Below are 25,006 nucleotides of genomic sequence, written 5' to 3'. Positions count from 1 at the left end.
CGCCCACGCCCACGGGATGACCGGGCCCGCCCCGCTCCTCCCGTGGTCGTAGGCCGAAGGTCAGGAGAAGGCGCCGGGGACGATCAGGCCGGTCTCGTACGCGAGCACGACCGCCTGGACGCGGTCGCGCAGCCCCAGCTTGGTCAGCACGTTGCCCACGTGGGTCTTCACGGTCGTCTCGCTGACCACGAGCTGGGCGGCGATCTCGGCGTTCGACATGCCCTTCGCGATCAGGCGCAGCACCTCAAGCTCGCGCTCGGTGAGCCGGTCGAGCCGCGCGGGGGTGGCCTGCTGGTGGGCGGAGGGCAGCCGGGTGGCGAACCTGTCCAGCAGCCGCCGGGTGACGCTCGGCGCCACGATCGCGTCGCCGGCCGCGACCACGCGGATCGCCTGGACCAGCTCGTCCGGCGGCACGTCCTTGAGGAGGAACCCGCTCGCGCCCGCGCGCAGCGCCTCCACGATGTACTCGTCCAGGTCGAACGTGGTCAGCACGAGCACCTTCGGCACGTGGGCGCTCGGCGCGGCCTCCCGCACGATGCGGCGGGTCGCCTCGATGCCGTCGGTGCCGGGCATGCGGACGTCCATGAGCACCACGTCGGGCAGCAGGGCCCGGGACTGCTCCATGGCCACCGCGCCGTCGCCCGCCTCGCCCACGACGGTGACGTCGGGCTCCGCCTCCAGGATGAACCGGAACCCGGTGCGCAGCAGCGGCTGGTCGTCGACCAGCAACACCCGGATCGTCATGATGCGTCCGTCCTGGGATGGGCGGCGGGCCGCCGGGTGGAGGGGGACACCCTGATCGTCATGGTCTGTCCTTGAGGGGGCTCTGCTTGAGGGGCTCTTCTACTTGAGGGGGCTGTGATTGAGGGGGAAACGGGCGCGGACCTCGAACCCGCCCCCGGCGCGGGGACCGATCCGCAGAACTCCACCATAGAGCGCCACGCGCTCGCGGATGCCGACGAGGCCGTGTCCCTTGCCCCCGATCCGGACCGACTCCTCCGCCGCGCCGCGCCCGTCGTCCTCGACGTGGATGCTCAGCTCGTTCGGCTCGTGCCGTACGGTCACCCAGGCGCGGGCGGCGGGCCCGGCGTGCCGCAGGCTGTTGGTCAGCGCCTCCTGCACGAGCCGGTAGGCGGCCAGATCCACCCCGGGCGGCAGGCCGCGCCGCTCGCCCTCGATCCACAGCTGGGTCCGCAGCCCTGCCTCGCGCATCTGCTCCACCAGCGTGGGCAGGTCGTGCATGCCCGGCTGCGGCCCGCGCTCGGCCGGGCCGTCGGTGCGCAGCACGCCGACGATGCTGCGCATCTCCGCCATCGCCGTACGGCCCATCTCCTCGATGGCGGTGAGGGCGTCCCGCGCGACGTCGGGCTTGGTGTCGAGCATCTTGCGGGCGGCGGCGGCCTGGACCGTCATCACGCTGACGTGGTGGGCCACGACGTCGTGCAGCTCCCGGGCGATGCGGGAGCGCTCCTCGGCCCTGGCGGCCCTGGTGTCGGCCTCCCGCGCCCGCTCCAGCCGGTCGGCCCGCTGCACCAGCTCCGCGAGGTAGGCGCGGCGCAGCCGCACCGCCCGGCCGCACACCCAGCACAGCAGCAGGACGGCGGTGACGACGACGTGGTCGGTCCAGGACGGGGTGATGACCCCGGCGACGGCGCCTGCGGCGTAGGAGGAGAAGGAGACGACGAGGGCGGCCAGGCTCAGCGCCAGCCCCCGGCAGACGGCCACGGAGTAGAGCAGGACGAGCCCGCCGAACTCGCTCAGGCCGGGGTCGTAGTGGAGCGCGTCGAGCGCCGCCTGAGGGACGCAGGTGGCCACCAGCAGCACGAAGGGCCGGCTCCGCCGCAGGGCCACCGGCAGCGTGCAGGCCGCCGCCAGGATCAGGTTCAGCGCGTCCGCCGGGCGCGGCGGGACGGACCGCAGCCACCCGGCTCCCTCATCGAGGCCGGTCGAGGCGATCCACCACAGGGACGCGGTCGTCAGCACCACCGCGAGGATCGAGTCGGAGACCAGGGGACGAGCCCGAAGCCAGGACCGCGTACTGCCGGGGGTGGTGCGCACGAACCAAATCTAGGCGTTCGCCGCCCGCGTCCACCCTGCCCGGGACGGATATCCGGCCTCCTCCCCACGGAGGAGTCCCCCGGGGTCACAGTTCGTCGCTGGCCGACCTTCTGCTGACGCGGGCGGACAGCCCGGGCTCGCGGTCGGGCACGGGCGGCGGGGTGCCGCCGAACTCCGGGCACAAGGCCTGGTGGTCGCACCAGTCGCACAGCCGCGAGCGGCGGGCGCGCCACTCCCGGGTGCGCACGGCGCGCTCGATGGCCGCCCAGAGCGCCTCGACCTTGCGCTCGGTCGCCCGCAGGTCCGCCTCGTCCGGGACGTAACGGACGATCTCGCCGTTGCCCAGGTACATGAGCTGGAGCATCCGGGGGACCTGGCCGCTGCGCCGCCACAGCGCGAGCGCGTAGAACTTCATCTGGAACAGCGCCTTGGCCTCCCACTCGCGTCCCGGCGCCGTGCCCGTCTTGTAGTCCACGACCCGCATCTCGCCGGTCGGGGCCACGTCGAGCCTGTCGATGTAGCCGCGCAGCAGCAGCCCGCTGTCGAGCACGACCTCGACGTACATCTCCCGCTCGGCGGGCTCGAGCCGCCGGGGGTCCTCCAGCGTGAAGTAACGCTCGACCATGCCGCGGGCCTGCGTCAGCCAGGCGTCCCGCTCCTCGTCGTCCTCGAACAGCCCCGCGTAGTCGGGCTCCTCGGAGAGCAGCCGCCGCCACTGGGGCTCAAGCAGGTCCTGGGCGGCGGCGACCGTCCGCGCCTCCGCGGGCAGGTCGTAGAGCCGTTCCAGCACGGCGTGAACGAGCGTGCCCCTGACCGCGGCGGCCGAGGGCCGCTCGGGGAGCTGGTCGATCACCCTGAACCGGTAGAGCAGGGGGCAGGTCATGAAGTCACCGGCCCGGGAGGGGGAAAGCGCCCCGATGACGGCGCGCTCTTCGGCGAGGGTCATGCCGGAACTGTAGGACACCGGGCCGACAGAACGCTCCCGCCCCTCGCCGCGCGCGCCGTCGCGGGCTCAGGCCGAGCCCGCGCCCGCGGCGGCGAGCACCGGCACATCACGCCTGATCGGATCGATGGCGGGCAGCCGGACCACGAAGCGCGCGCCGCCGGCGTCGGAGTCCTCGATGTGTATGGTGCCGCCGTGCGCCGAGGCGATCTCCCGGCAGATCGCGAGACCGAGCCCGGCGCCGTGAGGATCGACTCGGAGCGACTTCTCCGACCTGACGAACCGCTCGAAGAGCCGCTCCCGATCGGCGGGCGGCACCCCGTCCCCGTCGTCGTCGACGGCCATCTCGGCGATGTCACGATCACGCCGTACGGTGACGACGATCGATCGCCTGGCGTGCCGCTGGGCGTTGCTCAGCAGGTTGAGCAGGATCCGGCCGAGCTGCGTCGGCACGCCGTTCACGCACACCTCGGGCTGGAGCCGGAGCAGGACCGGGACGGGCCCGCTCTGCCGGGAGACGTGCTCCTTCACCACCGCGGAGACGTCGACCGGGCCAGGCCGGGTGGTCGCGATCCCCGCCCGCAGCCGGCACAACGTGAGAAGGTCGTCGATGATGGATTCCAGCCGGTCGATGTCCCGCAAACCCTCGCGGAGCAGTTCGTCGAAATCGGTCTCCGGAATGTGAAGCTGCGCCTCCTCGAGTTTCACGCGGAGGGCGGTGAGGGGGCTGCGGAGCTCGTGTGAGACGTCGGAGGCGAACCGGGAGCACCGAGCGGCGTGGTCGAGGGTGGCGTTGATGCTCTCGGCCAACGGGGCCATTCCCGTGTGGTGCTCCGGCTTCTGGATCCGCCCGCTGCCGTCACCGCTGTTGATCTCGTCGAGGCGCCGGCGGAACTGCTCGACGAGGGCGGGCTCGGGCCGGACGAGCCGATGCGCCAGCCATCCCATGCGCATGAGCAGTGCCGTCATCAGGGCGCTGGTCATGCCGTCGAACAGCCGCGCGCGCAGGCCCATGTCGCCCGACTACCCAGGTGGGCGGGAGAATGACCCACCGGGGCGAAAGTATGTGCGAATTTTACGATGCGTATCGGTCGCGCGCCGGCCTTGCCCGCGCGCCGGGACGATCACCCGGTGCGCGACGGTGGGGCGAGCTCTTAGGCTGACCTCACGGCCCGGCGCGTAGCATCGAGGGGCGTGGGAGGGGAAGGCGGCCACATGAGCACACCGGTCAAGGAGTCCACCGGACTGCGGATGGGACGGCCGTTCGGCATCCCGGTCTACGTCTCACCCACCTGGCTCATCGTGGCGGCGTTCATCACGATCAGCTTCCAGCCCCAGTTCGCCGACATGCTGCCCGGCTACAGCGAGGCCGCGGCGTACGTCGTCGCGCTGGCCTTCGCCGTCCTGCTGTACGTCTCCGTCCTGCTGCACGAACTTGCGCACTGCGTCGTGGCCAAGCACTACGGCCTGCCGGTGCGCCGGATCACCCTTTACATGCTCGGCGGCGTCTCGGAGATCGAGCGCGAGCCCGAGACGGCGGGCAGGGAGTTCGCCGTCGCCTTCGCCGGGCCGCTGCTGTCACTGGGGCTGGCCGGGATCGGGGCGCTGGCGGAGGCGTTCGTCGTGCCGCCTGGCGGGCTGGCGCAGGTGCTCGTGTGGCAGCTGTGGCTGTCCAACCTGATCGTCGGGCTGTTCAACCTGCTGCCCGGACTGCCGCTCGACGGCGGGCGGATGCTGCGGGCCGCCGTGTGGAAGGTCAAGCGCGACGCGGGCACCGGCACGATGGCCGCCGCGTGGGTCGGCCGCGGCGTCGCGATCGCGGTGGTCGTGGTGCCGCTGCTGATGAACCTCATGGCCGGCCAGGAGCCCGGCATCGGGAGCATGCTCTGGACGGTGGTGCTGGCGTCGTTCATCTGGCTCGGGGCCTCCCAGTCGCTGCGGGTGGCCCGCGTACGGGCCCGGCTGCCGCAGTTGCGGGCCCGGGTGCTGGCCCGCCGGGCGATCCCGGTCACCGCCGAGGTGCCGCTGTCGGAGGGCCTGCGCCGGGCGCGGGAGGCGGGAGCGGGCGCCATGGTGGTGGTCGACCACGACGGGCGGCCGGTCGGCATCGTCAACGAGGCGGCGGTCAACGCCACTCCCGAGCAGCGCAGGCCGTGGGTGAACGTCGGCGCCCTGTCCCGCGCCCTGGAGCCCTCCCTCGTGCTCGGCGCCGATCTGGAGGGGGAGTCCCTGCTCGACGCCATGCGGGATACCCCGGCGCCGGAATACCTGCTCGTCGAGCGGGGCGGCGAGATCTACGGCGTGCTCGCCACCGCCGACGTCAACCGCATGTTCAGCGGCGTGTGAGCGCGACGTCGCCGGGGACCGGGGTGCTGATCGAGACCGGGGCCGGGTGCCGTCCGGCCGCCCGCCGCGGGCTCCGGCAGGCCGGTTCACCACTCTTTTTTGCTACTTTCTGGGGTGATCGATCCGGCACATGGCGTGCCGGCGATGGTGCCGGTCATCCGGTGGCGTTTCCGGAGGGAGAACTTCTGTGACGGAACAGGGCGTGGGGGTGGTCCGCCCGCTGCCGGGGGAGGGCGTGGTCGCCCATCTGAACGGTTTGCTGCTCGTGTGCGCCACCGGCGGCGACCAGCCGGTCGAGGACCTGCTGGGCGCGCTGAGCGAGACCGCCACGACGGGCGGGGACGGCCGGGCGCTGGCCCGGCGGGTGGCCCAGGTCCTCGCGCGCGCCATGGACAGGTCGCTCGGCGGGGAGCCGGTGGCCTGCGCGGTCGCCGGGCCGGCCGGGGGCGGCGTGGCCGTGCTGGTCAGCGGGGCCGCGTACGCGACCGTGTCGGGCGGCCCGGACGGCGAGGTCCGCCTCGCCGGGCACGACGCGCTGACCTGGACCGACCGTCTCGTCAACGGCCCGGTGTCCCGGGTGGAGCTGCGCCTGCCCGGAGCGGGCCCGTCGAGCCCGTACGCCAGGCTGGACGGCGGTGTGGTCACCGGGGCAGGGCTGGAGTGCGACTTCACCCGGCACGGCGACCTCGCCTTCCCGCCGCTGCCCCCGCGCCCGCCCCAGCCGCAGCAGGGTCAGCAGCAGGGCGTCCAGCCCCCGCCCATCGGCGCTCCGGAGCCGATCGCCCCGCGCGGGCCCGTGGTGCCGTCGCCCACGCCGTCGCCCGTGCCGCCGCCGCCCGTGCCGCCGTTCCCGTCCGGTCCGATGCCCGGTGGCGGGCCGTCGGGGGAGCAGGGGGCGCCGTCCACGGGATCGTCCCAGCCGCTCGCGCCGCCGCCCGTACAGCCGCCGTCCCACGTCTCCCAGCCGCTGCCGCCGCTGCCGCCCGCCCTCTCCGACCCGGGGCCCGCGCACCATTCGGGACCGCAGCCGCTGCCCCCGCTGCCCGAGCCGGCCGAGGATCGTGACCTGGGCGGGCCGCACGACCTGGGCGGGCCGGACGGCCCGCCGAGCGGGCCGTTCGAGCCGGTGCCGCACGCACCCGCCGACGAGGAGCCGGGCGAGGCGACCCAGATGGACGCGGCGCCCGAGCCGGAGCAGCGGCCGATGGTCTACGGCGTCGACTGCAAGAACGACCACTTCAACGATCCGCGCGCGCCCTACTGCGCGGTCTGCGGCATCCCCATCGACCAGCGGGCGGTGGTGCCGTACAAGGGGCCACGGCCGCTGCTCGGCGTGCTGCTGCTCGACGACGGCATGGCGCTGCCGCTGGAGGCCGACTACCTGCTGGGCCGCGACCCCGAGCGCGCGCCCGAGGTGCAGTCGGGCGAGGCCAGGCCGGCCAGGGTGACCAGCCCCGACGGCTCGGTGTCGCGCCGCCACCTGCGGGTCTTCCTGGACAACTGGGACGTCAACCTGCTCGACCTGGGCTCGGTGAACGGCACCCAGATCCAGCCGCCCGGCGACCCCAACTTCTACGACATCCCGCCGAACGAGCCGGTGCCGATCCTGCCCGGCACGACCGTGCGTGTCGGCGTCTCGCGCACGATGCGGTACGAGGCGCACCGCAACGCCTGACGATCCCCGAGGCCGCCGGGGCCACCTGGTCCCGGCGGCCGGATCAGGGAGTGTCTGACGAATGCTGCCCGTCGCGAGCCTGGGCCACGCGCGGCAGGGCTTGATTCGTCAGACACGACCTTGAGGGCGGAGCCGGTCGATCTCGCTCAGGATCAGCCGTTCCAGCCGCTCGCCGGTGACGTGCGCCGGATACAGCAGCCGATGGACGCTCAGCCCGTCCACGAGCGCCAGCAGCCGTTCCGCCACGTCCTCCAGGTCCTCGTCCGTACGGATCTCACCGGCCTCGGCGGCGCACCTGAGCAGGCTCGTCACCAGATAGCGGAGCTCGGCGGCCTCCCGCCGCTGGACCTCAAGCAGCGCCGGGCTGGTCAGGCTGCGCCCCCAGAAGCCCACCTCCAGCCCGGTCTCCCCGGCCCGCTCGTCGTCGAGGGGCACGTTGTCGAGCAGCAGCTCGCGCAGCGCCGCCAGCCCGGTGCGGCCCGACAGCTTCTCCCGCAGCCGGTCGGCGATCCGGCGATGGGACGCCTCCAGGGCCGAAAGCAGGATCTCGTCCTTGTCGGCGAAGTAGTGCGTGAGCACCCCGTTGGAGTAGCCGGCCTCCTTGGCGATGGCCCGCGTCGTCGCGGCCTCGATGCCCTCGCGCAGGATGATCCGGCGGGCAGCAGCGACGACCTCGCCCCTGCGCTCCTCGTGATTGACGATCTTCGGCATGGCCCACCACCTCGGTTGACATTTTAGTCGGGCGCCCGTCTATTATCCGCTCATGACGGTAGTGACGGTCGGCGTGCATATCGTCGACGTCCTGGCCCGCCCGGTCGAGTCCATCCCGGCCGGTCAGGACACCCACCTGCTCGAGCAGATCCGCATCACCGCGGCCGGCGCGGCCGCGGGCACGGCCGTGGCCCTGGCGAAGATCGGCGTGCCGGTCGCCTCGATGGGCGCCGTCGGCGACGACGAGCTCGGCGACTTCCTCCTGATGATCATGGCGCGGCACGGCGTGGACGTGAGCGGCGTGGTGCGCAGGCCGGGGGAGCAGACGGCCGCCTCGATCCTGCCCATCCGTCCCGACGGCGGACGGCCCTCGTTCCACGTGCCCGGGGCCAACCTGGGCCTGGCGACCGCCGACCTCGACGCGGACCGTCTCACCGGTGCGAAGGTGGTGCACCTCGGCGGGATGGACGTCACCTGGGGCCTGCACGACCCCGCCTTCTTCGCGCTGCTCGACAAGGCCCGCGAGGGCGGCACGACCGTCACGCTGGACCTGCTGTCGAACATGCCCGACCTCATGCCGGGCGTCCGCGCGTTCCTGCCCCACGTCGACTACCTCCTGCCCAACGAGGAGCAGGCCCTGATGCTCAGCGGGGCGCCGACGCCGGAGGAGGCCGCGGCCGCGCTGCTCGCCGAGGGCCCGAAGGGCGTGATCGTCACCCTGGGGGCCGTCGGCAGCCTCGTGGCCACCGCCGCCGGAGTCACCCGCGTGCCCGCCCTGGACGTGCCGGTGGTCGACACCACGGGCTGCGGCGACGCGTACTGCGCCGGATTCGCCGCGGGTCTGCTGCGCGGCCGGGACGTCCTCGGCGCGGCCCGCCTCGGCACCGCCGTCGCCGCCCGGGTCGCGGGCGGCCTCGGCTCCGACGCCGGTCTCGACGGCTCCGTTCCCGGCGACTCCGTTCCCGGCGACCCTGGCCCGGACGCCTGACCCCGGCCCCCCACCTCCCCGATTTCCCCCGATATCAGGAGTGCCGCCCATGTCCCTCGACGCCTCCCTGCGGGCCCGTGCCGCGAAGGTCATCCCCGGTGGCATGTACGGCCACCTGAACGCGGCCCTGCATGGGGACCGCTATCCCCAGTTCTTCGTCCGTGCCGAGGGCGCCCGGCAGTGGGACGCCGACGGCCGTGAGTACGTCGACCTGATGTGCAGTTGGGGGCCGATGATCGTCGGCCACCGCAACCCGCGGGTGGAGGCCGCCGCCGCGGCGCAGCAGGCGGAGGGCGACTGCCTGAACGGCCCCGGCCCGGTCATGGTGGAGCTCGCCGAACTGCTGGTGGACCTCATCCCCTCCGCCGACTGGGCCATGTTCTCCAAGAACGGCACCGACGCCACCACCCAGGCGCTGATGGTGGCCAGGGCGGCGACGGGCAGGACGAAGGCGCTGGTCGCCCACGGCGCCTACCACGGCGCCGACCCCTGGTGCACGCCCGGCCTGTCCGGGGTCACCCCCAACCAGCGGGCGGACACGATCGAGTTCACCTACAACGACCTCGCCAGCGCCGAGGCCGCCGCGGCCCAGGCGGACGGCGACGTCGCCGCCATCCTGGTCACCCCGTTCAAGCACGACTCGTTCGAGGACCAGGAGCACGCCGACGCGGAGTTCGCCCGGGGCGTGCGGGCGCTGGCCGACCGGATCGGCGCGGCGCTGGTCATTGACGACGTACGCGCCGGGTGGCGGCTGGACCTGCGCGGCTCGTGGGAGCCGCTCGGCGTGCGCCCCGACCTGACGGCCTGGAGCAAGGCGATGGCCAACGGCTTCCCCATCGCGGCGCTCACCGGCACCGACGCGCTGCGCGGGGCGGCTCAGACGCTGTATTCGACCGGTTCCTTCTGGTTCTCCGCCACCGCCATGGCCGCCGCCAAGGCGACGATCGAGATCCTGCGCGAGACCGACGGCGTCGCGCTCATGCACCGGGCCGGGACCCGGCTGCGCGAGGGCCTCGCCGCCCAGGCGGCGGCGCACGGCTTCGTGGTCCGCCAGACCGGCCCGGTGCAGGTGCCGTGGCTGTCCTTCGAGGGCGACGACACCCTGGAGAAGGGCATCGCCTGGGCCGGAGCCTGTCTGGAGGAGGGGGTCTACCTCCATCCCTGGCACAACTGGTTCCTGTCGGCCGCCCACACCGACGAGGAGATCGACCGGGCCCTCCAGGGCACCGACGCCGCCTTCGCCAAGCTGAGGGCCGCGTACGGAGCCGACTGAGGGGGCGGCCGGCACCGGCGTGGCCGGGACGCCCGACGGGCGTACCGCGCCGCGGACGGTCCCGCGCTCGGGCACCGGGTTCCGGGCGGCGCCCGAGCGCGGGAGGTCCGTTCCGCTCTGAGGCCTCAGGGGCGTGTCCTGGCCCACTGGACGTCGTCAACGCGGGTGCCTCCGGGGCCGGGCAGCAGCCCCTCGACGAGGTACTCCCGGGTGAAGCCCGCCCGTTCGAGCACGCGGTGCGACGAGACGTTGTCCGGCGTGGTCCCGGCGATGATCCGGCGCAGCGGCGTGTTCGCGAACGCCCACTCGATCAGCAGGTTCGCCGCCCGGGTCACCAGGCCCCTGCCGCGGAACTCCGGACGGAGGCTGTAGCCGAGCATCGCCTGGCCGAGATCCGGGATGATGCCGGTGAGCTGGATGTCCCCGGCGTACTCGCCGGTCCCCGCGTCCCTGATGGCGATGTCCGCCCGCTGCCCGGTCAGCCACCGGTGCCCGGCGTACCGGCAGACGACCTCGCTGTCCGCGTACTCCGGCTGTCCGGGCGGCACGTGCGAGTCCATCACGTCCGGCACGGACGCCAGCGCGAAGTAGCCGGCGGCGTCGGCGGTGGTCAGCGGCGTGAGCCGGACGACGCCGTCGCTGAGCGAGCCGCCGGGGAACCCTCCGGGGAAGAACGGCAGGAAGGGCGTGATCGGGTCGCCGGGGTCGGTGCTCAGCCGCCCGAACGCGGCGATGTCGCCGGGGGTGCCGCCCCGGGGAGCGCCGGCCCCGCGCAGCACGCCCTCGTAGGCGAAGCCGCACCGCAAGGCGACCTGCTGGCTCCCGACGTTCTCCACGTCGGCGAGCAGCCCGATCCTGGGGACGCCCCGGGCGAAGGCCCGCTCGGCGAGCGTCCGCACGGCGGCCGTGGCGACGCCGCGCCCCCGGGCCCACGGTGCCAGCCAGTAGCCCACCTCCGAGGCGCCGAAGCGGTCCGGCGGCTTGAGCCCCGCGGTCCCGAGGATCTCGTCCGTGACCGGGTCGGCGGCGACGAAGCCGGCGCCGCCGTTCTCCCACATCTCGGGCACGGTCTTGGTGATCCACGCCAGCGCGTCGTCCCGCGAGTACGGCGAGGGGAGGAAGGGGATGAACCTCGCGATATCGGGGTCGGCGCAGGCTCGGGCGATCTGGTCGGCGTCCCCTTCGACCGGCAGGCGCAGAACGGCCGGCCCGGCGGGGATCGCCTCTTGGGGCAACATGTCCCATTGTTACCAGCAGTGACACCGCACCGGCCAGGTGTTTTCCCCGCCCTTCGCCGCTCCCGTCCGGGCAAATCTCGTCGGTCGCGGCACCCGTGCCCCTCCCTCCGATCTTTGCCCCGGCGCGTCGCCCAGAGCGGCACCTCGCTGCGTTCTCGTCGTCGCCCATAGCTCCGCTATGGCCTCCTCCTCCGCCTTGCGATGCACCACTCTGGACACCGCACCGTCCGGGCAAATCTCGTCGGTCGCGGCACTAGCCTTTTCCGCATGGGTTTTCGCAGGCACGGCCCGTTCCGGGCCGGAGATCAGGTCCAGCTCACCGACCCCAAGAACAAGCGGCACACGGTGACGCTGAAAGAGGGCGGCGTCTTCCACACGCACAAGGGGTCGATCCCGCACGACGACCTGATCGGGCAGCCCGAGGGCTCCGTGGTGCGGTCCTCCGGCGGCACGGCCTACCTGGCGTTCCGGCACCTGCTCGCCGACTACGCGGTGTCGATGCCGCGCGGCGCCGCGGTGGTCTACCCGAAGGACGCGGCGCAGATCGTCGCCATGGCCGACATCTTCCCCGGCGCGCGGGTGGTCGAGGCCGGCGTGGGGTCCGGCGCGCTCACCTGCTTCCTGCTGCGCGCGGTCGGCCCGGAGGGGAAGGTCACCTCCTACGAGCGGCGGGCGGACTTCGCCGAGGTGGCCACCAAGAACGTGGAGAAGTTCTTCGGCGGCCCGGTGGGGCAGTGGCGCCTGGTGGTCGGCGACTTCGTCGACGCGCTGGACGAGGCGGACGTGGACCGCGTCGTCCTGGACATGCTCGCGCCTTGGGAGTGTGTTGACGCGGCGGCGAAGTCCCTTACCCCCGGGGGAGTTATTTGCTGCTATGTTGCGACAACGACCCAGATGTCCAGAACGGTGGAAACCCTGCGGGAGCACGGGAGTTTCACCGAGCCTCACGCGTGGGAGACCCTGGTTCGCGACTGGCATGTCGAAGGTCTCGCCGTACGGCCCGACCACCGGATGGTCGGCCACACGGGATTTCTCGTCACGGCCCGTCGCATGGCGGACGGCGTCACGCCCCCGCCGCGGCGCAGGCGCCCCGCCAAGGGGGCGTATGGAGAGGGGATCGAACAAGTGTGACGATTCGGCCACAACCCGGCAAAGCCGCGTGACACGGGAACATATGGGTGTGTTCCTAATGGTGACCCGAACAATCGGTCCATAAGGTATCAAACGCCGAACACCCAACGTAACTACACGAACACTGCCCGGCCAGGTTACGTACAGCGCCAAGATAGGTAGGGTCTTGAGTAGTCGTTCTCGACGGGGAAGGAGGTGACGGGGCGTGGCAGCTCGCGACGACGCTGAGGCTCGAGCCGCGCAGCGCGAACGGGAGGTCGCGGATCTCACAACACAGGTCTCCTTCCTGCAAGAGGAGATCACCGCGTTGCGCCGGAAGCTGGCCGAGTCTCCCCGGCAGGCCAGGGTCATCGAGGAGCGTCTCCACGAGGCGCAGGCACAGGTGGCCGCCCTCACAAGCCAGAACGAGCGTTTGGTCTCCACCCTCAAGGAGGCCAGGGACCAGATCGTCGCCCTCAAGGAGGAGGTCGACCGGCTGGCACAGCCGCCGTCCGGATTCGGTGTTTTCCTCGAGGCCAGGGATGACGGCACGATCGAGGTGTTCACGGGCGGGCGCAAGCTCCGGGTGAACGTCAGTCCGGCGGTCGACGTCGACTCGCTCAAGCGTGGCCAGGAGGTCATGCTGAACGAGGCGCTCAACGTCGTCGAGGCCCTCGGCTACGAGGACGTCGGCGAGATCGTGATGCTGAAGGAGTTGCTGGAGAGCGGCGACCGCGCGCTCGTCATCTCGCACGCCGACGAGGAGCGGGTCGTCAAGCTCGCCCACTCGCTGCTGGACCAGCCGCTGCGGGCCGGTGACTCCCTCCTGCTCGAACCCCGTTCCAACTACGTCTACGAACGCATCCCCAAGTCCGAGGTGGAGGAGCTCGTCCTCGAGGAGGTCCCCGACATCTCCTACGAGGAGATCGGCGGCCTCAGCCGGCAGATCGAGCAGATCAGGGACGCCATCGAGCTGCCCTACCTGCACGCCGACCTGTTCCGCGAGCACAAGCTCCGGCCGCCGAAGGGCGTGCTGCTGTACGGCCCGCCCGGCTGCGGCAAGACGCTCATCGCCAAGGCGGTGGCCAACTCCCTGGCCAAGCAGGTCGCGGAGAAGACCGGCCAGTCCGGCAAGAGCTTCTTCCTGAACATCAAGGGCCCCGAGCTTCTCAACAAGTACGTCGGTGAGACCGAGCGGCACATCCGCCTGGTCTTCCAGCGGGCGCGTGAGAAGGCGTCCGAGGGCACCCCGGTGATCGTGTTCTTCGACGAGATGGACTCGATCTTCCGCACCCGCGGCTCCGGTGTGTCCTCCGACGTCGAGAACACCATCGTTCCCCAGCTCCTTTCGGAGATCGACGGTGTCGAGGGCCTGGAGAACGTCATCGTCATCGGCGCCTCCAACCGCGAGGACATGATCGACCCGGCGATCCTGCGGCCCGGCCGCCTGGACGTCAAGATCAAGATCGAGCGGCCCGACGCCGAGGCGGCCAAGGACATCTTCTCGAAGTACATCGTCAGCGACCTGCCGCTGCACCCGGACGACCTGGCCGAGCACGGCGACAGCCGCGAGGGCACGATCGCCGCGATGATCCAGCGGGTCGTCGAGCGGATGTACGCCGAGAGCGAGGAGAACCGCTTCCTCGAGGTGACCTACGCCAACGGCGACAAGGAAGTCCTCTACTTCAAGGACTTCAACTCCGGCGCCATGATCCAGAACATCGTGGACCGGGGCAAGAAGATGGCCATCAAGGAGTTCCTCGAGACCGGGCAGAAGGGCCTGCGGATCTCGCACCTGCTGGCCGCCTGCGTGGACGAGTTCTCCGAGAACGAGGACCTGCCCAACACCACCAACCCCGACGACTGGGCCCGCATCTCCGGCAAGAAGGGCGAGCGGATCGTCTACATCCGCACCCTCGTGCAGGGCAAGCAGGGCACCGAGGCCGGGCGGTCGATCGACACGGTCGCCAACACCGGCCAGTACCTGTAACACCCCGGCTCCGGCCGGACCGGTGCCATCGAGGAGCGGCGCGATCCCGGATCGCGCCGCTCCTCCGGCTTTCCGGGGCCTTCCGACGCCGGCATGCGGACAGGGCGGCAGCAGGTGGGCCAAAAGTGACCTTCCGTGACGATCGTGATCCGAGGGAACCGAAACCCGGAGTGATCACGTCAAAGAGGGCATGATCTTCCTTGACGCGCGCGGGTGACCGCTGTGGGGCAGCCTGTGAGACAGCCTGTGAGACAGCCCGCGCGGCAGTCCGATCCGGCCTCGCCCGCGCCGGACGCGGTCCCGGCGCGGGGCGCCGCCGCGGCCGCCAAGGGCCGCCGCCTGGTCGAGCTCGACGTCCTGCGCTTCGTGGCCGCGTTCGCCGTCATGGCGTTCCATTTCATGGCGGCCAGCAAATCCCTGTGGGACGAGTACCCCACCAAGCTGTTCGAGCCGGTCGCGCGCCTCACCACGCTGGGCATCCTCGGCGTGGAGCTGTTCTTCCTCATCAGCGGGTTCGTCATCCTGATGAGCGTCTGGGGGCACACGGTCGGCGAGTTCGCCGTCTCCCGGGTGTCGCGGCTGTACCCGGCGTACTGGTTCGCCGTGCTGGTGATCTTCATCATGTACCGCTTCAGCGGGGTCGCCGGATTCGACCCCAAGCTCGAAGACGGCGAGTACCTGCTCAACCTGACCATGCTCCAGGGGGCGTTCGGCGTGGGCCACGCCGGCGGCGTCTTCTGGTCCCTCTGGGTGGAACTGCGGTTCTACGTCCTCGTGGCGCTGTTCTCCCTCGTGGGGATCACGCTGCGGCGCTGCCTGGTGTTCCTGGCGGCCTGGTTCGGCCTGGCGCTGCTGGCCGAGTTCACCCAGAACGAGGCGCTCATCTTCGTCTTCATGCCGCGGCAGGCGCCGTACTTCATCGCGGGCATGGCCTTCTTCCTGATCCACCGCTTCGGGGTGCGTTCGGGGGCTCTCGTCCCGTGGCTGCTGGTCGCCGCCGGCTACGGGATGTCCCTGCACGCCGCCATGGAGCGCGTGGGGGAGCGGGTGCGCCTGGTCGGCATCGCGCGCTACCCGGCGCCCCCGGAGGCCGTCGTCGTCGCGATCACGGTCGTCTACCTCCTGATGGCCGCGGTCGCCCTCGGCTGGCTGCGGTGGGTGCGCTGGCGTCGCCTGGTCACCCTCGGGGCCCTCACGTATCCGCTCTATCTCCTGCACCAAACGGTCTCGGCCGTCGTGATCCCCGCGTACCGGGACGTGATCGACCCGTGGGCGCTGGCCGCGATCACGATGGCGGTCTCGATCGGGATCGCGTATCTGATCTACCGTATGGTCGACAAGCCCGGCCAGCGCTGGCTACGCGCCAGGCTGGGGGCCCTGCTCGACCGCTCCCGGAGGTCCCGTCCCCGGGGCCGCGGGGGTACCTCCCGGACTGCGACGGCCATTCCGGCGCAAAGTCCCGAGGCATCTGTGCCGTAACTGTTCGGTAGCAGGGCATAGAGAAAGGGCTAGGCTCGGATATGACTACGACGGCCTGAAACAGGCGGGGTGCGAATGACGGTTCGGCGGGTGATGGGCATCGAGACCGAGTACGGCATCGCCGTGCCCGGTCAACCGGGAGCGAACGCGATGGTGACCTCCTCACAGGTCGTCAACGCGTACCTGGCGGCGTCGGCCGCCCGGGCTCGCCGGGCCCGGTGGGACTTCGAGGAGGAGAACCCGCTCCGCGATGCCCGGGGATTCGACCTGGCCCGTGAGGTGGCCGACCAGAGCCAGCTCACCGACGAGGACCTCGGGCTCGCCAACGTGATCCTCACCAACGGGGCGCGCCTGTACGTCGACCACGCGCACCCGGAGTACTCCACGCCCGAGTGCACCAACCCCCGGGCCGCGGTGATCTGGGACAAGGCGGGCGAGCGCGTGATGTACGACGCCGCCGTGCGGGCCTCCTCCATGCCCGGCAACGCCCCCATCCAGCTCTACAAGAACAACACCGACGCCAAGGGCGCGTCGTACGGCTGCCACGAGAACTACCTCATGCGCCGCGCGACGCCGTTCGCCGACATCGTCAGGCACCTGACGCCGTTCTTCGTGTCGCGGCAGGTCGTCTGCGGCGCCGGCAAGGTCGGCATCGGCCAGGACTCGCGTGGCGAGGGCTTCCAGATCAGCCAGCGGGCCGACTTCTTCGAGGTCGAGGTCGGGCTGGAGACCACGCTCAAGCGGCCGATCATCAACACCCGGGACGAGCCGCACGCCGACCCGGAGAAGTACCGGCGGCTGCACGTGATCATCGGCGACGCCAACATGTCGGAAATTTCGACATATCTGAAGCTCGGCACGACGGCGCTGGTCCTGGCGATGATCGAGGAGGGGTTCCTCACCATCGACCTGACCCCCGAGTCGCCGGTCGCGGCGCTGCGCGCGGTCTCCCACGACCCGACCTGCAAGTACGAGATCGCGCTGCGCAACGGGCGGAAGATGACCGCCGTGCAGTTGCAGATGGAATACCTGGAGCAGGCCCGCAAGTACGTCGAGGACCGCTTCGGCTCGGGCGTGGACGACCTCACCAAGGACGTGCTCAACCGCTGGGAGTCGGTGCTCACCCGGCTCGCGGAGGACCCGATGCAGCTGTCCCGGGAGCTCGACTGGGTCGCCAAGCTGGAGATCCTGGAGGGCTACCGCACCCGCGACAACCTGCCGTGGTCGCATCCGCGGCTGCAACTGGTCGACCTGCAGTACTCCGACATCCGCCCCGACCGCGGCCTGTACAACCGGCTGGTCGCCAGGGGCCGCATGCAGCGCCTGGTGACCGACGAGGACATCGACCGGGCGGTCGAGATGCCGCCCACCGACACCCGGGCCTACTTCCGCGGCCGGTGCCTGCGGCAGTACAGCGAGTCGGTCGCCGCCGCGTCCTGGGATTCGGTCATCTTCGACATCCCGGGCCGCGAGTCGCTGCAGCGGGTGCCGACCCTGGAGCCGCTGCGCGGCACCAAGGCGCACGTGGGCGACCTGCTCGACCGGTGCCGTACGGCCGCCGACCTCGTCGCCGCCCTCACCGGTGAGGGCTGAGAGGAAGCGGCGCCGGCCGGTGACCCGGTCAGTCGTCGTGCCGGGTGATCCGGGGGACCGGCACGCCGCCGGCGCAGCGCACCTCGATCTCGAGCCTGCCCTCGTCCGACTCGAACTTCACCCGGGCGCGGTCGTCCGGCCCCGGGTCGACGTCGTCCACCTCGAAGCCCTGCGCCGGCGTCCACGACTGGAGCCGGACCAGCCCGCCGTCGCACCGGGCGATCAGGCTGCCCGCGCCGGTGGAGACGAGCCTGCGTCCGGTCGCGGCGTCCGGCGTCTCGCCGCCGGATGAGCCCGCCGGGGTCGCACCGGCGGGGGTGGAGGCCGGGGAGGGCGGGCCCGGGGTGTCCCGGGCGAGTGCGAGGCGGATCTCCTCTGCCGTCATCGGCCGCTCCGCCGGGCCGGTGAGCGGCCGGCCGAGCAGGCCGAGCACCGCGACGCCCGTGCCGGTGGCGAGGGCGGCGGCCAGGAGCCACCCGGCGACGGCGAGTACGAGGCGGCTGTTCACGCCGCCCACTCTCCCACCGCGAACGCTAAGGGATTGCTAAGGCCCGGATAACGGACTTATGCCGCTTTCCTTGGACGGCTACCGTAGCGCTCAAATGCCAAGCGTGCTGCTCATCGAAGACGACGCCCCCATCCGCACCTCCCTCACCCGGAGCCTGCGCGATCGCGGCCATGCCGTCTCCTCCGCCTCCACCGCCCTCGACGGCCTGCGATCGGCCGTCGAGGACCGCCCCGACCTGATCGTGCTCGACCTCGGCCTCCCCGACATGGACGGCGCCGACCTGCTGCGCATGCTCCGCGCGGTGAGCCGCGTCCCGGTCATCGTCGCCACCGCCAGGGACGGGGAGGCCGACATGGTCCGCCTGCTCGACGCCGGCGCGGACGACTACGTGGTCAAGCCCTACAGCGCCGCGCAACTCGATGCACGCATCCGCGCCGTGCTGCGCCGGATCGACACCGGGCGTACGGACACCTCCCTGACGGTCGGGACGCTGCGGGTGGACCCGGGCAGCAGGGAGGCGACGCTCGACGGCGCGGCACTGGACCTGACGCCGCGGGAGTTCGACCTGCTGCACTATCTGGCGGCCCGGGCCGGCCAGGTCGTCACCAAGCGTGAGTTGCTCACCGAGGTCTGGCGCATCCCCTACGGGGGCACCGACAAGACGGTCGACGTCCACCTGTCCTGGCTGCGCCGCAAACTCGGCGAGACCGCCCAGCGGCCGCGCTATCTCCAGACGGTCCGCGGGGTGGGCGTGCGCCTGACCGCGCCGCCTTCGCCCGGAGAGTGAGCCGATGAGGCGCTGGCTCGCGGCCCTCGTCGCGGCGACCACGTCGCTCGTCCTGGTGTCGCTGCTGGTGCCGTTGGCGTTGCTGGTGCGGTCGGTGGCGCACAGCGAGGCAGTCGCCTCCGCGACCCGGGCCGCCGAGTCCGTCGCGGTGGCCGTCGGCGCGGTGGACGAGGAGACGCTGCGGCTGACCGCCGAGCAGGCGGGCGCGTCGAGCGGGCACCCCGTCACGGTCTTCCTCGCGGACGGCCGCGTGCTCGGGGCCGTGGCGGCCCGCACCCGCGCCGTCGACCTGGCCGCACGCGGCCGGAGCCTGACCGCCGCCGTGCCGGGCGGCAGGGAGATCCTGGTGGCGGTGCAGGGGGCGCCGGGCGGCACCGCCGTCGTCCGTGCCTTCCTCGGCGACGACGACCTCGACCGCGGCGTCCACCGGACGTGGCTCGCGCTGCTGGTCCTGGGGGTCGCCCTGGTGGGGGTCGGCATCCTGGTCGCCGACCGTCTCGCCCGCGCGGTCGTGCGGCCCACCACCGCGCTCGCCCAGGTCTCCCACCGCCTCGCGAAGGGCGACCTGACCGCCAGGGCGGCCCCGCAGGGCCCGCCCGAGGTCCGTACGGCGGGCCTGGCCCTCAACCACCTCGCGGGACGCATCTCCGACCTGCTCGCCGAGGAGCGCGAGATGGTGGCGGACGTCTCCCACCGGCTCCGCACCCCTCTGACCGGCCTGCGGCTCGAAGCGGAGTCGCTGACCGACCCCGGCGAGGCGGCCAGGATGGAGGCCCGCGTCGACGCGCTGGAGCGGGCGGTCACGGCCGTGATCAACGATGTGCGGCGGCGGTCGCGGGAACGGGCCTCCTGCGACGCCGTCGCGGTGGTGCGCGACAGAGTGGAATTCTGGTCGGTGCTGGCGGAGGACCAGTCCAGGACCTTCGCGCTCGACCTCGCGCCCGGCCCGCTGCCGGTGGCGGTCCCGGCCGAGGACCTGGCCGACTGCGTCGACGCGCTCCTCGGCAACGTCTTCGCGCACACCCCCGACGGGACGTCCTTCCGCGTACGCCTGGCCTCCGGGCCGGGTGGGGCGGTGACCCTGACGGTCTCGGACGCCGGACCCGGCTTCGGCCCCGGCGATCCGCCGCGACGCGGGGAGAGCGGCGCGGGCTCGACGGGGCTCGGGCTGGACATCGCCCGCCGCGTGGCCGAGGACTCGGGCGGCTCCCTGGCCGTCGGCCGATCGGACCTCGGGGGCGCCGAGGTGCGCCTGCTCTTGGGCTCAGGCCCTGTTTTAGGGATCTCTTAGCGCGGCCCTAGCATGATCGCTGCGAACCTCGGGGCATGAGAAAGACAACGAAGATCGCTCTCGCCGCCGCCGTCACCGTCGCCGCTCTGGCCGCCGGGGGAACCGCCGTCGCCGCCGCCGTGCCCGCCCCTCTCTCCGCGAACGCCTCCGCTTCCGTCTCCCAGACTTCGGTCACCCGGAGCCAGGCGATCGCGATCGCGACGAGGCGGGTGCCCGGCGCGCGGGTGACCGAGGTCGAACGCGAGTGGGAGCACGGCCACCGCACCTGGAAGGTCGAGCTGCGCAAGAGCCACCGGGAGTACGAGGTCTACGTCGCGATCGCGACCGGGCGGATCGTCAAGTTCCGCGCCCACCACGACGACTGATCACAGGGAGGCGGGCACGGGCGGCTTCCCCGGCCGCGAACCCGGGGGAGTCGCCCGGCGCGTCCCGCCCCGCGAAGCCGGAGGCCCGGCGGCCCGGAGGCTACGGGAGGCGTGGCGGTCCGGGCCGGCGGGGCCCGGTCGTGGGGGTGGGCCAGTAGGGATTGTCCCGGCGACGTGAATCCGCGTCGTGGAAGCGCCCGGTGGTGAGTTCTCCGGGCGCTGCGAGTTCCCCGGGTGCAAGGGGCCACCCGTGGCCGGAGGAGCGGCCAGAGGGGTGCGCTCCGCTCGTTTTGGGCGCCGTGTCGGGCGCCGTGTTGGGCGTGGTGCGGCTGGGCAGCTCGCCTGCCGTACGGCCCGGCGTCGCCGCCGGGATGCCCTGCCGCCGCAACACGTCCACGAGCACGTGCATCGCCTGATCGATCGTGAGCCGTTCGTCCGGGTCGTGCCGCAACAGGCCCTCGATCAACGGCCGCAGCGGACCCGCCCGGCGCGGCGGCTCCGGCTCGCGGCCCAGCACCGCCGCGGCCGGCAGCGGGCCCGAGGTCGGGTACGGCGGCCGCCCCTCGACCCCGCAGTACAGCGTCGCGCCGAACGACCACAGGTCGGCGGCGGGGGCCAGACCCTTCCCGCGCAGCCGCTCCGGGGCGAGATAGGCGCCCGACCGCGCCACGGGCACCGTCGTCGACCCGGCGGGATCGCGGTCGAAGGCGGCGATGCCGAAGTCGGTCAGCACGACCCGGTCCTCGGTCAGCATGACGTTGGCGGGCCGGATGTCGCCGTGGACGACGCCCATCGCGTGCGCGTGCCGTACGCCCGACAGGAGTTGGAAGCCCACCCAGGCGGTCCAGTGCACCGGCAGCCGGCCGAGGTGGCGGACGGTGTCGCCCAGCGTGAGGCCCTGCAGGAGCTCGGTCACGATCCAGAGGCGGCCCTTGTCCTCCAGCAGGTCGTGCACCGTGATGACGGCCGGGTGGCTGAGCCGGGCCGCGGAACGGGCCTCTCGCAGGGCCTGCCGGCGGGCGGCCGGCAGGTCGGCCACGTCCACCCGGTACGGCGGCTGCACTTCCTTGATCGCGACGTCGCGCTTGAGGCGAAGATCGTGTGCCTGCCACATGATCCCGCCGCCGTCGCGCCGGAAGGGCGTCAGCAGTTTGTACCGATCCGCCAGCAGTTGCCGTGCGTGCGATGCCATCGACCACCCGTGCGCTAGGTCGTGCCGTGATCCATCAATTGTCGTCCCGGACGCGGTCGCTCTGTGCCGAAAGGCGGCCACGAAGAGTGTGACCTCGATAACGATCCGGTCTAACGCGCGCGGTTCCGGCGGGCCGGGGTGCCCGCCGCCGGGCCGGACACCGCGCGTTTGCCTTCCCGGCGCTCACCGGGTTGTCTGGCCACAGCGGACGGGCCGAAGATCGCGCGCTCTTTCGCGCGCATTGTCGGTCGGTTCGGGGAAGATATGGGGAGAGGCGTCCCCCCGAGCAGCGGAGGTGTCAGGGATGGCGACCAAGGAGACCGGCGGCCAGAAGCAGACTGGGCGACAGGAGCACGAAGTCGAAGAGACCGAGGCGCAGGCGTCCCCGGACGTCCAGGAGCGTCACGAGAAGCTCACCGACGACGTGGACGCGATCCTGGACGAGATCGACGAGGTCCTCGAGGAGAACGCGGAGGAGTTCGTCCGTTCCTACGTGCAGAAGGGCGGGCAGTAGCCCCGGCGGGAGGCGTCCGGGCCGGTGGTGGCCGCGCCGGGGGGACCACTCCCCCGGCAGGGCCGCCGTCGGGCCCGGAAACTCCCGTCGGACGCACCGCCGCCACCGCGCCGCGATGAGGGCGTGTACGAAGCCGCCCTGACGATTCAGTGAATCCACCGGCCCGTTGACGGCCGGCTCGTCGGGCTGAGGCGTCAGGCTCCGCCGAGATGAACGGTCGCGATCTCGAAGGGCTTCAGCGGGACGCGCACCGTCCGCCACGACGCCGCGGGCCCCTGTCCGTCGGCCCCAACGTTCGGCGACACGTCTGGCGACACGTCTGGCGACACCTCGTCGCGGGACACCTCCAGAGGGCTCAGGGGAGAGCCCAGCACGCCGGCCGTCCAGGCCGCGGTGAAATCTCCCCGGACGACCGCCTCGGTGGCCGTGGGATGCTCGGCCACCAGGCGGACCTCCAGCCGTCCGTCCCGCTCGCGCAGGGCGGCCATCACGACGCCGTTCCCACCGATAGCGAGGCGACCGCCTGCGACCGGGCCGTCCGCACCGGCGGCGCCTGCGCCCGGTACGGCCAGCAGATCGTGGCGGAACTCCTCGGCGAGCCTCGGCAGCCCGGCCTCGTGCCACTCACCCGCGTACGGCAGGACGGCGAAGCGCACGGTCAGCGGCCCCTGGCACTGGGCGGCCGGGGTGGGCACCTCGGGCCCGGCGGGCTCGTCGCGGTAGGGGTTGCGGTTCCTGGACAGATAACCGACGGACCGCACGAGCGTCAGCGCCATCCCGGTCCCGTCCCCGCTGATCTCGTCCCTGATGATCTCGTACTCGGTGACGTGGTCGAGCAGCACGGCCAGGCCGCCCGCGGCGGCGAAGGACTCGGCGGGGAAGGTCGGGATCGGCCGCTCGCCGCCCCCGCCCTCGGCCGCCAGGCCACGCCGCACCACGGCGAACTGCCCTTCGGCGTACGACTCTGCCGCCGCGCGGGGCAGCGGCGCGTGCCAGCGGACGCGGTGGTCGCGGCAGCGCACGTCCATGGTGATCTCACACCGCGCGAACGGCTCGCCCGCCCTGAGCTCCACCCGGGTCGTGACGGCCGTCGGCACGGTCTCGTCGTCGCCGAGCCCGGCCGGCCAGTCGTACACCCGCGTGATCTCGTACGCGCCGGTCAGCGGGCCGGAGCAGATCTCCTCGACGACGACCCGGGAGGGCCGGTCGAGGAGCCGGTCGTCCGGCGGGGGCGCGTGGTTGTAGGTGTCCCCGGCGTCCCCGCCGTGGACGATCCGCCCGACGCCGTGGACCTCGGCCCCGTCCGCGCCGCGCAGCGAGAGCGTCCCGTCGTCGGCCACCCGCACCCGCAGCAGCCCGTTGTCCAGCACCGGCTCGAACCCGTACGCGTCGGTTCGCAGGGCGTCCGCGACGGGGGCGGGCCGGCCGGACGCGGGCGGACGGGCGGTGAGGACGGCCCGGCCGAGCGGTGGCACGGTGACCAGCGCGGCCACGGTGACGACGGGCTCTGCCACCGTGCGGACCACCCACGGCCCGGGACCGGCCTCCAGGACGGCCCGGCGCAGGTCCTCGTAGGCGTACGCGCCAGAGGCGTACCGGCTCACGGTGACGGTGAACACGCCGTCCCCGGCGTGCCAGGAGACGATCTCGTGGCCGTACAGTTCCCGCTCGTGGACGCGCCCCAGAAGCTGCGAGAGGTCGTCCATGACGGTCTCGTCGAGCAGTGTGGGAGCGTGTTCGAGCCGCTGCAGCGGGACGGGACGCCCCCGGCCGTCCGCCAGGGACGCGCGGTCCTCCGGCAGGTCGGCGAGCACCAGGCCGGTCCGCTCGAACGGGGACGGGTTGACGACCACGAGCGCGCCCTTCGGCGCGGCCTCGGCGAGGGACGCCGCGACCAGGTCCACGACCGCCTGGGCAGTCTGCCCGGCCTCGGCGATCCGCGCGGCCACCTGCTGGGCGGTCTCGTCGGAGCCGCACCCGGTGACCGAGTCGTGTCCGCTGCAGGCGATCACCGACCGCCAGGCCATGTCGACGAGGCGCTCGCAGGCGGACCGGTCGGCGAGCCACAGCGCGGACATCGGCTCGGCGTAGCGGGTGAGGACCCGCTCGGCCCGCGCCATGGCCTGCTTCAGCGGCACCCGGGCCGAGATCACGCCGGGCAGGATGTTGGCCCGCGCGTGCGAGCGCAACTCGCCCACCACCCGAGGCAGCCCGTCGCCGGGCCCGTCACAGCCGGCCAGAGCCTCGGCGAGGGTGGCGACGCGGAGCCCCGAGGTGGTGATCTCGCGGGCCGGTGCCGAGTGGTCCGCGCCGTACATCGCCAGCAGCGTCCTGCCCGTCGCCCAGCCCTCCGCCGTGGAGACGAAGGCCGTCACGCGGTCGGGCATGCCCTCGGCCGGGCCGGTGAACAGGCCGAAGGCGTTGCCGTACCCGCCGGGCAGGTAGATGGTCCTGATCGTGGTGCCGTCTGCGCCGGTCCAGTCGAAGGCGTCGCGGTCCACGTGCGCGGGCACGCCGCGCCACAGGCACGCCAGGCGCAGCCCCGCCAGCGACAGCATCTGCGGCATCTGGGCGCAGTGGCCGAACTGGTCGGGCAGGTAACCGACGGGCATGGCGCCGCCGAGCGCGGCGGCGCCGCGCATGCCGTACTCCAGGTTGCGCAGCAGGGTCTCGCCCGAGCACAGGAACTCGTCGGCGAGGATCAGCCAGGGCCCGACGGCCAGCCGTCCCTCGGCGACGAAGCGGGCGACGTCGCCGCGCCGCGCGGGCCGGATCTCCAGGTAGTCCTCGATCGCCGCGAGCTGGCCGTCCATCGTGAAGCGGTAGGCGGGGTCGGCGGCCATGGCGTCCAGGACCTCGTCGAGCGCCCGCACCAGCCCGACCCGGAACCGCTGGAAGGGCAGATACCACTCGCGGTCCCAGTGCGTGTGCGGGACCACCACGAT

At 72.5% G+C, this 25,006-nt stretch carries 21 protein-coding genes; 12 read left to right on the top strand and 9 right to left on the bottom strand.

What is annotated here, in order from left to right:
* Positions 1-60: 60 nt before the first annotated feature.
* The 4 genes from Msi02_RS24665 to Msi02_RS24650 all read right to left on the bottom strand — a co-directional run bounded on the left by Msi02_RS24665 (position 61) and on the right by Msi02_RS24650 (position 4,015).
* Positions 61-744: a response regulator gene (locus Msi02_RS24665; protein WP_079315259.1), complete on the bottom strand. Its 684-nt coding sequence runs from the start codon at positions 742-744 to the stop codon at positions 61-63.
* Between the two features lie 99 nt (positions 745-843).
* Positions 844-2,058: a sensor histidine kinase gene (locus tag Msi02_RS24660; protein WP_204050458.1), complete on the bottom strand. Its 1,215-nt coding sequence runs from the start codon at positions 2,056-2,058 to the stop codon at positions 844-846.
* A gap of 85 nt (positions 2,059-2,143) precedes the next feature.
* Positions 2,144-3,004: a RecB family exonuclease gene (locus Msi02_RS24655; RefSeq protein ID WP_079315258.1), complete on the bottom strand. Its 861-nt coding sequence runs from the start codon at positions 3,002-3,004 to the stop codon at positions 2,144-2,146.
* A gap of 66 nt (positions 3,005-3,070) precedes the next feature.
* Positions 3,071-4,015 (bottom strand): sensor histidine kinase, encoded by a 945-nt coding sequence (locus tag Msi02_RS24650; RefSeq protein ID WP_204050457.1) that lies wholly within the window; start codon positions 4,013-4,015, stop codon positions 3,071-3,073.
* A 201-nt stretch (positions 4,016-4,216) separates the two neighbouring features.
* On the opposite strand from Msi02_RS24650, the gene Msi02_RS24645 reads away from it, so the two are divergent.
* Positions 4,217-5,347: a site-2 protease family protein gene (locus Msi02_RS24645; protein WP_239108670.1), complete on the top strand. Its 1,131-nt coding sequence runs from the start codon at positions 4,217-4,219 to the stop codon at positions 5,345-5,347.
* Between the two features lie 187 nt (positions 5,348-5,534).
* Positions 5,535-7,022 carry an FHA domain-containing protein gene (locus Msi02_RS24640; protein ID WP_204050456.1) on the top strand — a complete coding sequence of 496 codons (1,488 nt, stop codon included), beginning with the start codon at positions 5,535-5,537 and terminating at the stop codon, positions 7,020-7,022.
* A gap of 108 nt (positions 7,023-7,130) precedes the next feature.
* Here Msi02_RS24640 and Msi02_RS24635 read toward each other — a convergent pair whose 3' ends face one another.
* Positions 7,131-7,733, bottom strand: coding sequence for a TetR/AcrR family transcriptional regulator (locus Msi02_RS24635; RefSeq protein WP_204050455.1), 603 nt, complete (start codon positions 7,731-7,733; stop codon positions 7,131-7,133).
* Between the two features lie 52 nt (positions 7,734-7,785).
* Between Msi02_RS24635 and Msi02_RS24630 the strand changes: the two genes are divergently transcribed.
* Positions 7,786-8,721, top strand: a complete 936-nt coding sequence (locus tag Msi02_RS24630) for a carbohydrate kinase family protein (RefSeq protein ID WP_204050454.1) — start codon at positions 7,786-7,788, stop codon at positions 8,719-8,721.
* A 49-nt stretch (positions 8,722-8,770) separates the two neighbouring features.
* Positions 8,771-9,994, top strand: a complete 1,224-nt coding sequence (locus Msi02_RS24625; RefSeq protein ID WP_204050453.1) for an aminotransferase class III-fold pyridoxal phosphate-dependent enzyme — start codon at positions 8,771-8,773, stop codon at positions 9,992-9,994.
* A gap of 125 nt (positions 9,995-10,119) precedes the next feature.
* Here the strand turns inward: Msi02_RS24625 and Msi02_RS24620 are convergent, their stop codons facing one another.
* On the bottom strand, positions 10,120-11,232 hold the full coding sequence (locus Msi02_RS24620; RefSeq protein ID WP_204050452.1) for a GNAT family N-acetyltransferase: 1,113 nt from the start codon (positions 11,230-11,232) through the stop codon (positions 10,120-10,122).
* Positions 11,233-11,499: 267 nt separating this feature from the next.
* On the opposite strand from Msi02_RS24620, the gene Msi02_RS24615 reads away from it, so the two are divergent.
* The 4 genes from Msi02_RS24615 to dop all read left to right on the top strand — a co-directional run bounded on the left by Msi02_RS24615 (position 11,500) and on the right by dop (position 17,404).
* Complete coding sequence (locus Msi02_RS24615) at positions 11,500-12,363, top strand: tRNA (adenine-N1)-methyltransferase (RefSeq protein ID WP_079315254.1); 864 nt, start codon at positions 11,500-11,502, stop codon at positions 12,361-12,363.
* 205 nt (positions 12,364-12,568) lie between these two features.
* Positions 12,569-14,332, top strand: a complete 1,764-nt coding sequence (gene arc, locus Msi02_RS24610) for a proteasome ATPase (RefSeq protein WP_079315253.1) — start codon at positions 12,569-12,571, stop codon at positions 14,330-14,332.
* A gap of 246 nt (positions 14,333-14,578) precedes the next feature.
* Complete coding sequence (locus Msi02_RS24605) at positions 14,579-15,811, top strand: acyltransferase family protein (RefSeq protein WP_204050451.1); 1,233 nt, start codon at positions 14,579-14,581, stop codon at positions 15,809-15,811.
* Between the two features lie 75 nt (positions 15,812-15,886).
* Positions 15,887-17,404: a depupylase/deamidase Dop gene (gene dop, locus Msi02_RS24600; RefSeq protein ID WP_179155174.1), complete on the top strand. Its 1,518-nt coding sequence runs from the start codon at positions 15,887-15,889 to the stop codon at positions 17,402-17,404.
* 28 nt (positions 17,405-17,432) lie between these two features.
* On the opposite strand, the gene Msi02_RS24595 is transcribed toward dop, so the two are convergent.
* A complete protein-coding gene (locus tag Msi02_RS24595; protein WP_204050450.1) occupies positions 17,433-17,912 on the bottom strand; it encodes a hypothetical protein in 480 nt (159 codons plus the stop codon).
* A gap of 94 nt (positions 17,913-18,006) precedes the next feature.
* Here Msi02_RS24595 and Msi02_RS24590 point away from each other — a divergent pair, with 94 nt between their 5' ends.
* From Msi02_RS24590 to Msi02_RS24580, 3 genes are read left to right on the top strand one after another with little or no spacing between them, the layout of a single operon-like run.
* The gene (locus Msi02_RS24590) at positions 18,007-18,699 is read left to right on the top strand and encodes a response regulator transcription factor (protein WP_204050449.1); all 693 of its coding nucleotides are present in this window, start codon (positions 18,007-18,009) and stop codon (positions 18,697-18,699) included.
* A gap of 4 nt (positions 18,700-18,703) precedes the next feature.
* Positions 18,704-19,990 carry a sensor histidine kinase gene (locus Msi02_RS24585; protein ID WP_204050448.1) on the top strand — a complete coding sequence of 429 codons (1,287 nt, stop codon included), beginning with the start codon at positions 18,704-18,706 and terminating at the stop codon, positions 19,988-19,990.
* 35 nt (positions 19,991-20,025) lie between these two features.
* On the top strand, positions 20,026-20,355 hold the full coding sequence (locus Msi02_RS24580) for a PepSY domain-containing protein (protein WP_079315248.1): 330 nt from the start codon (positions 20,026-20,028) through the stop codon (positions 20,353-20,355).
* Positions 20,356-20,455: 100 nt separating this feature from the next.
* Here the strand turns inward: Msi02_RS24580 and Msi02_RS24575 are convergent, their stop codons facing one another.
* The gene (locus Msi02_RS24575; RefSeq protein ID WP_204050447.1) at positions 20,456-21,547 is read right to left on the bottom strand and encodes a serine/threonine-protein kinase; all 1,092 of its coding nucleotides are present in this window, start codon (positions 21,545-21,547) and stop codon (positions 20,456-20,458) included.
* A 304-nt stretch (positions 21,548-21,851) separates the two neighbouring features.
* Here Msi02_RS24575 and Msi02_RS24570 point away from each other — a divergent pair, with 304 nt between their 5' ends.
* A complete protein-coding gene (locus Msi02_RS24570) occupies positions 21,852-22,061 on the top strand; it encodes a ubiquitin-like protein Pup (RefSeq protein ID WP_079315247.1) in 210 nt (69 codons plus the stop codon).
* Between the two features lie 194 nt (positions 22,062-22,255).
* Here Msi02_RS24570 and Msi02_RS24565 read toward each other — a convergent pair whose 3' ends face one another.
* Positions 22,256-25,003: a glycoside hydrolase family 38 N-terminal domain-containing protein gene (locus tag Msi02_RS24565; RefSeq protein WP_239108669.1), complete on the bottom strand. Its 2,748-nt coding sequence runs from the start codon at positions 25,001-25,003 to the stop codon at positions 22,256-22,258.
* Positions 25,004-25,006 lie beyond the last annotated feature (3 nt).

This window comes from Microbispora siamensis (assembly GCF_016863095.1).
Classification (GTDB): domain Bacteria; phylum Actinomycetota; class Actinomycetes; order Streptosporangiales; family Streptosporangiaceae; genus Microbispora; species Microbispora siamensis.
Note: the sequence above shows the minus strand (reverse complement) of the source record. Positions and strands in the feature narration are given on the sequence as shown.

Excerpts from the sequence above, each read along its gene's own strand:
- Msi02_RS24665 (WP_079315259.1), bottom strand. The coding sequence starts at position 744 with ATGACGATCCGGGTGTTGCTGGTCGACGACCAGCCGCTGCTGCGCACC.
- Msi02_RS24655 (WP_079315258.1), bottom strand. The coding sequence starts at position 3,004 with ATGACCCTCGCCGAAGAGCGCGCCGTCATCGGGGCGCTTTCCCCCTCC.
- Msi02_RS24650 (WP_204050457.1), bottom strand. The coding sequence starts at position 4,015 with ATGGGCCTGCGCGCGCGGCTGTTCGACGGCATGACCAGCGCCCTGATG.
- Msi02_RS24645 (WP_239108670.1), top strand. The coding sequence starts at position 4,217 with ATGAGCACACCGGTCAAGGAGTCCACCGGACTGCGGATGGGACGGCCG.
- Msi02_RS24635 (WP_204050455.1), bottom strand. The coding sequence starts at position 7,733 with ATGCCGAAGATCGTCAATCACGAGGAGCGCAGGGGCGAGGTCGTCGCT.
- Msi02_RS24630 (WP_204050454.1), top strand. The coding sequence starts at position 7,786 with ATGACGGTAGTGACGGTCGGCGTGCATATCGTCGACGTCCTGGCCCGC.
- Msi02_RS24625 (WP_204050453.1), top strand. The coding sequence starts at position 8,771 with ATGTCCCTCGACGCCTCCCTGCGGGCCCGTGCCGCGAAGGTCATCCCC.
- Msi02_RS24620 (WP_204050452.1), bottom strand. The coding sequence starts at position 11,232 with ATGTTGCCCCAAGAGGCGATCCCCGCCGGGCCGGCCGTTCTGCGCCTG.
- Msi02_RS24615 (WP_079315254.1), top strand. The coding sequence starts at position 11,500 with ATGGGTTTTCGCAGGCACGGCCCGTTCCGGGCCGGAGATCAGGTCCAG.
- dop (WP_179155174.1), top strand. The coding sequence starts at position 15,887 with ATGACGGTTCGGCGGGTGATGGGCATCGAGACCGAGTACGGCATCGCC.
- Msi02_RS24590 (WP_204050449.1), top strand. The coding sequence starts at position 18,007 with ATGCCAAGCGTGCTGCTCATCGAAGACGACGCCCCCATCCGCACCTCC.
- Msi02_RS24585 (WP_204050448.1), top strand. The coding sequence starts at position 18,704 with ATGAGGCGCTGGCTCGCGGCCCTCGTCGCGGCGACCACGTCGCTCGTC.
- Msi02_RS24580 (WP_079315248.1), top strand. The coding sequence starts at position 20,026 with ATGAGAAAGACAACGAAGATCGCTCTCGCCGCCGCCGTCACCGTCGCC.
- Msi02_RS24575 (WP_204050447.1), bottom strand. The coding sequence starts at position 21,547 with ATGGCATCGCACGCACGGCAACTGCTGGCGGATCGGTACAAACTGCTG.
- Msi02_RS24570 (WP_079315247.1), top strand. The coding sequence starts at position 21,852 with ATGGCGACCAAGGAGACCGGCGGCCAGAAGCAGACTGGGCGACAGGAG.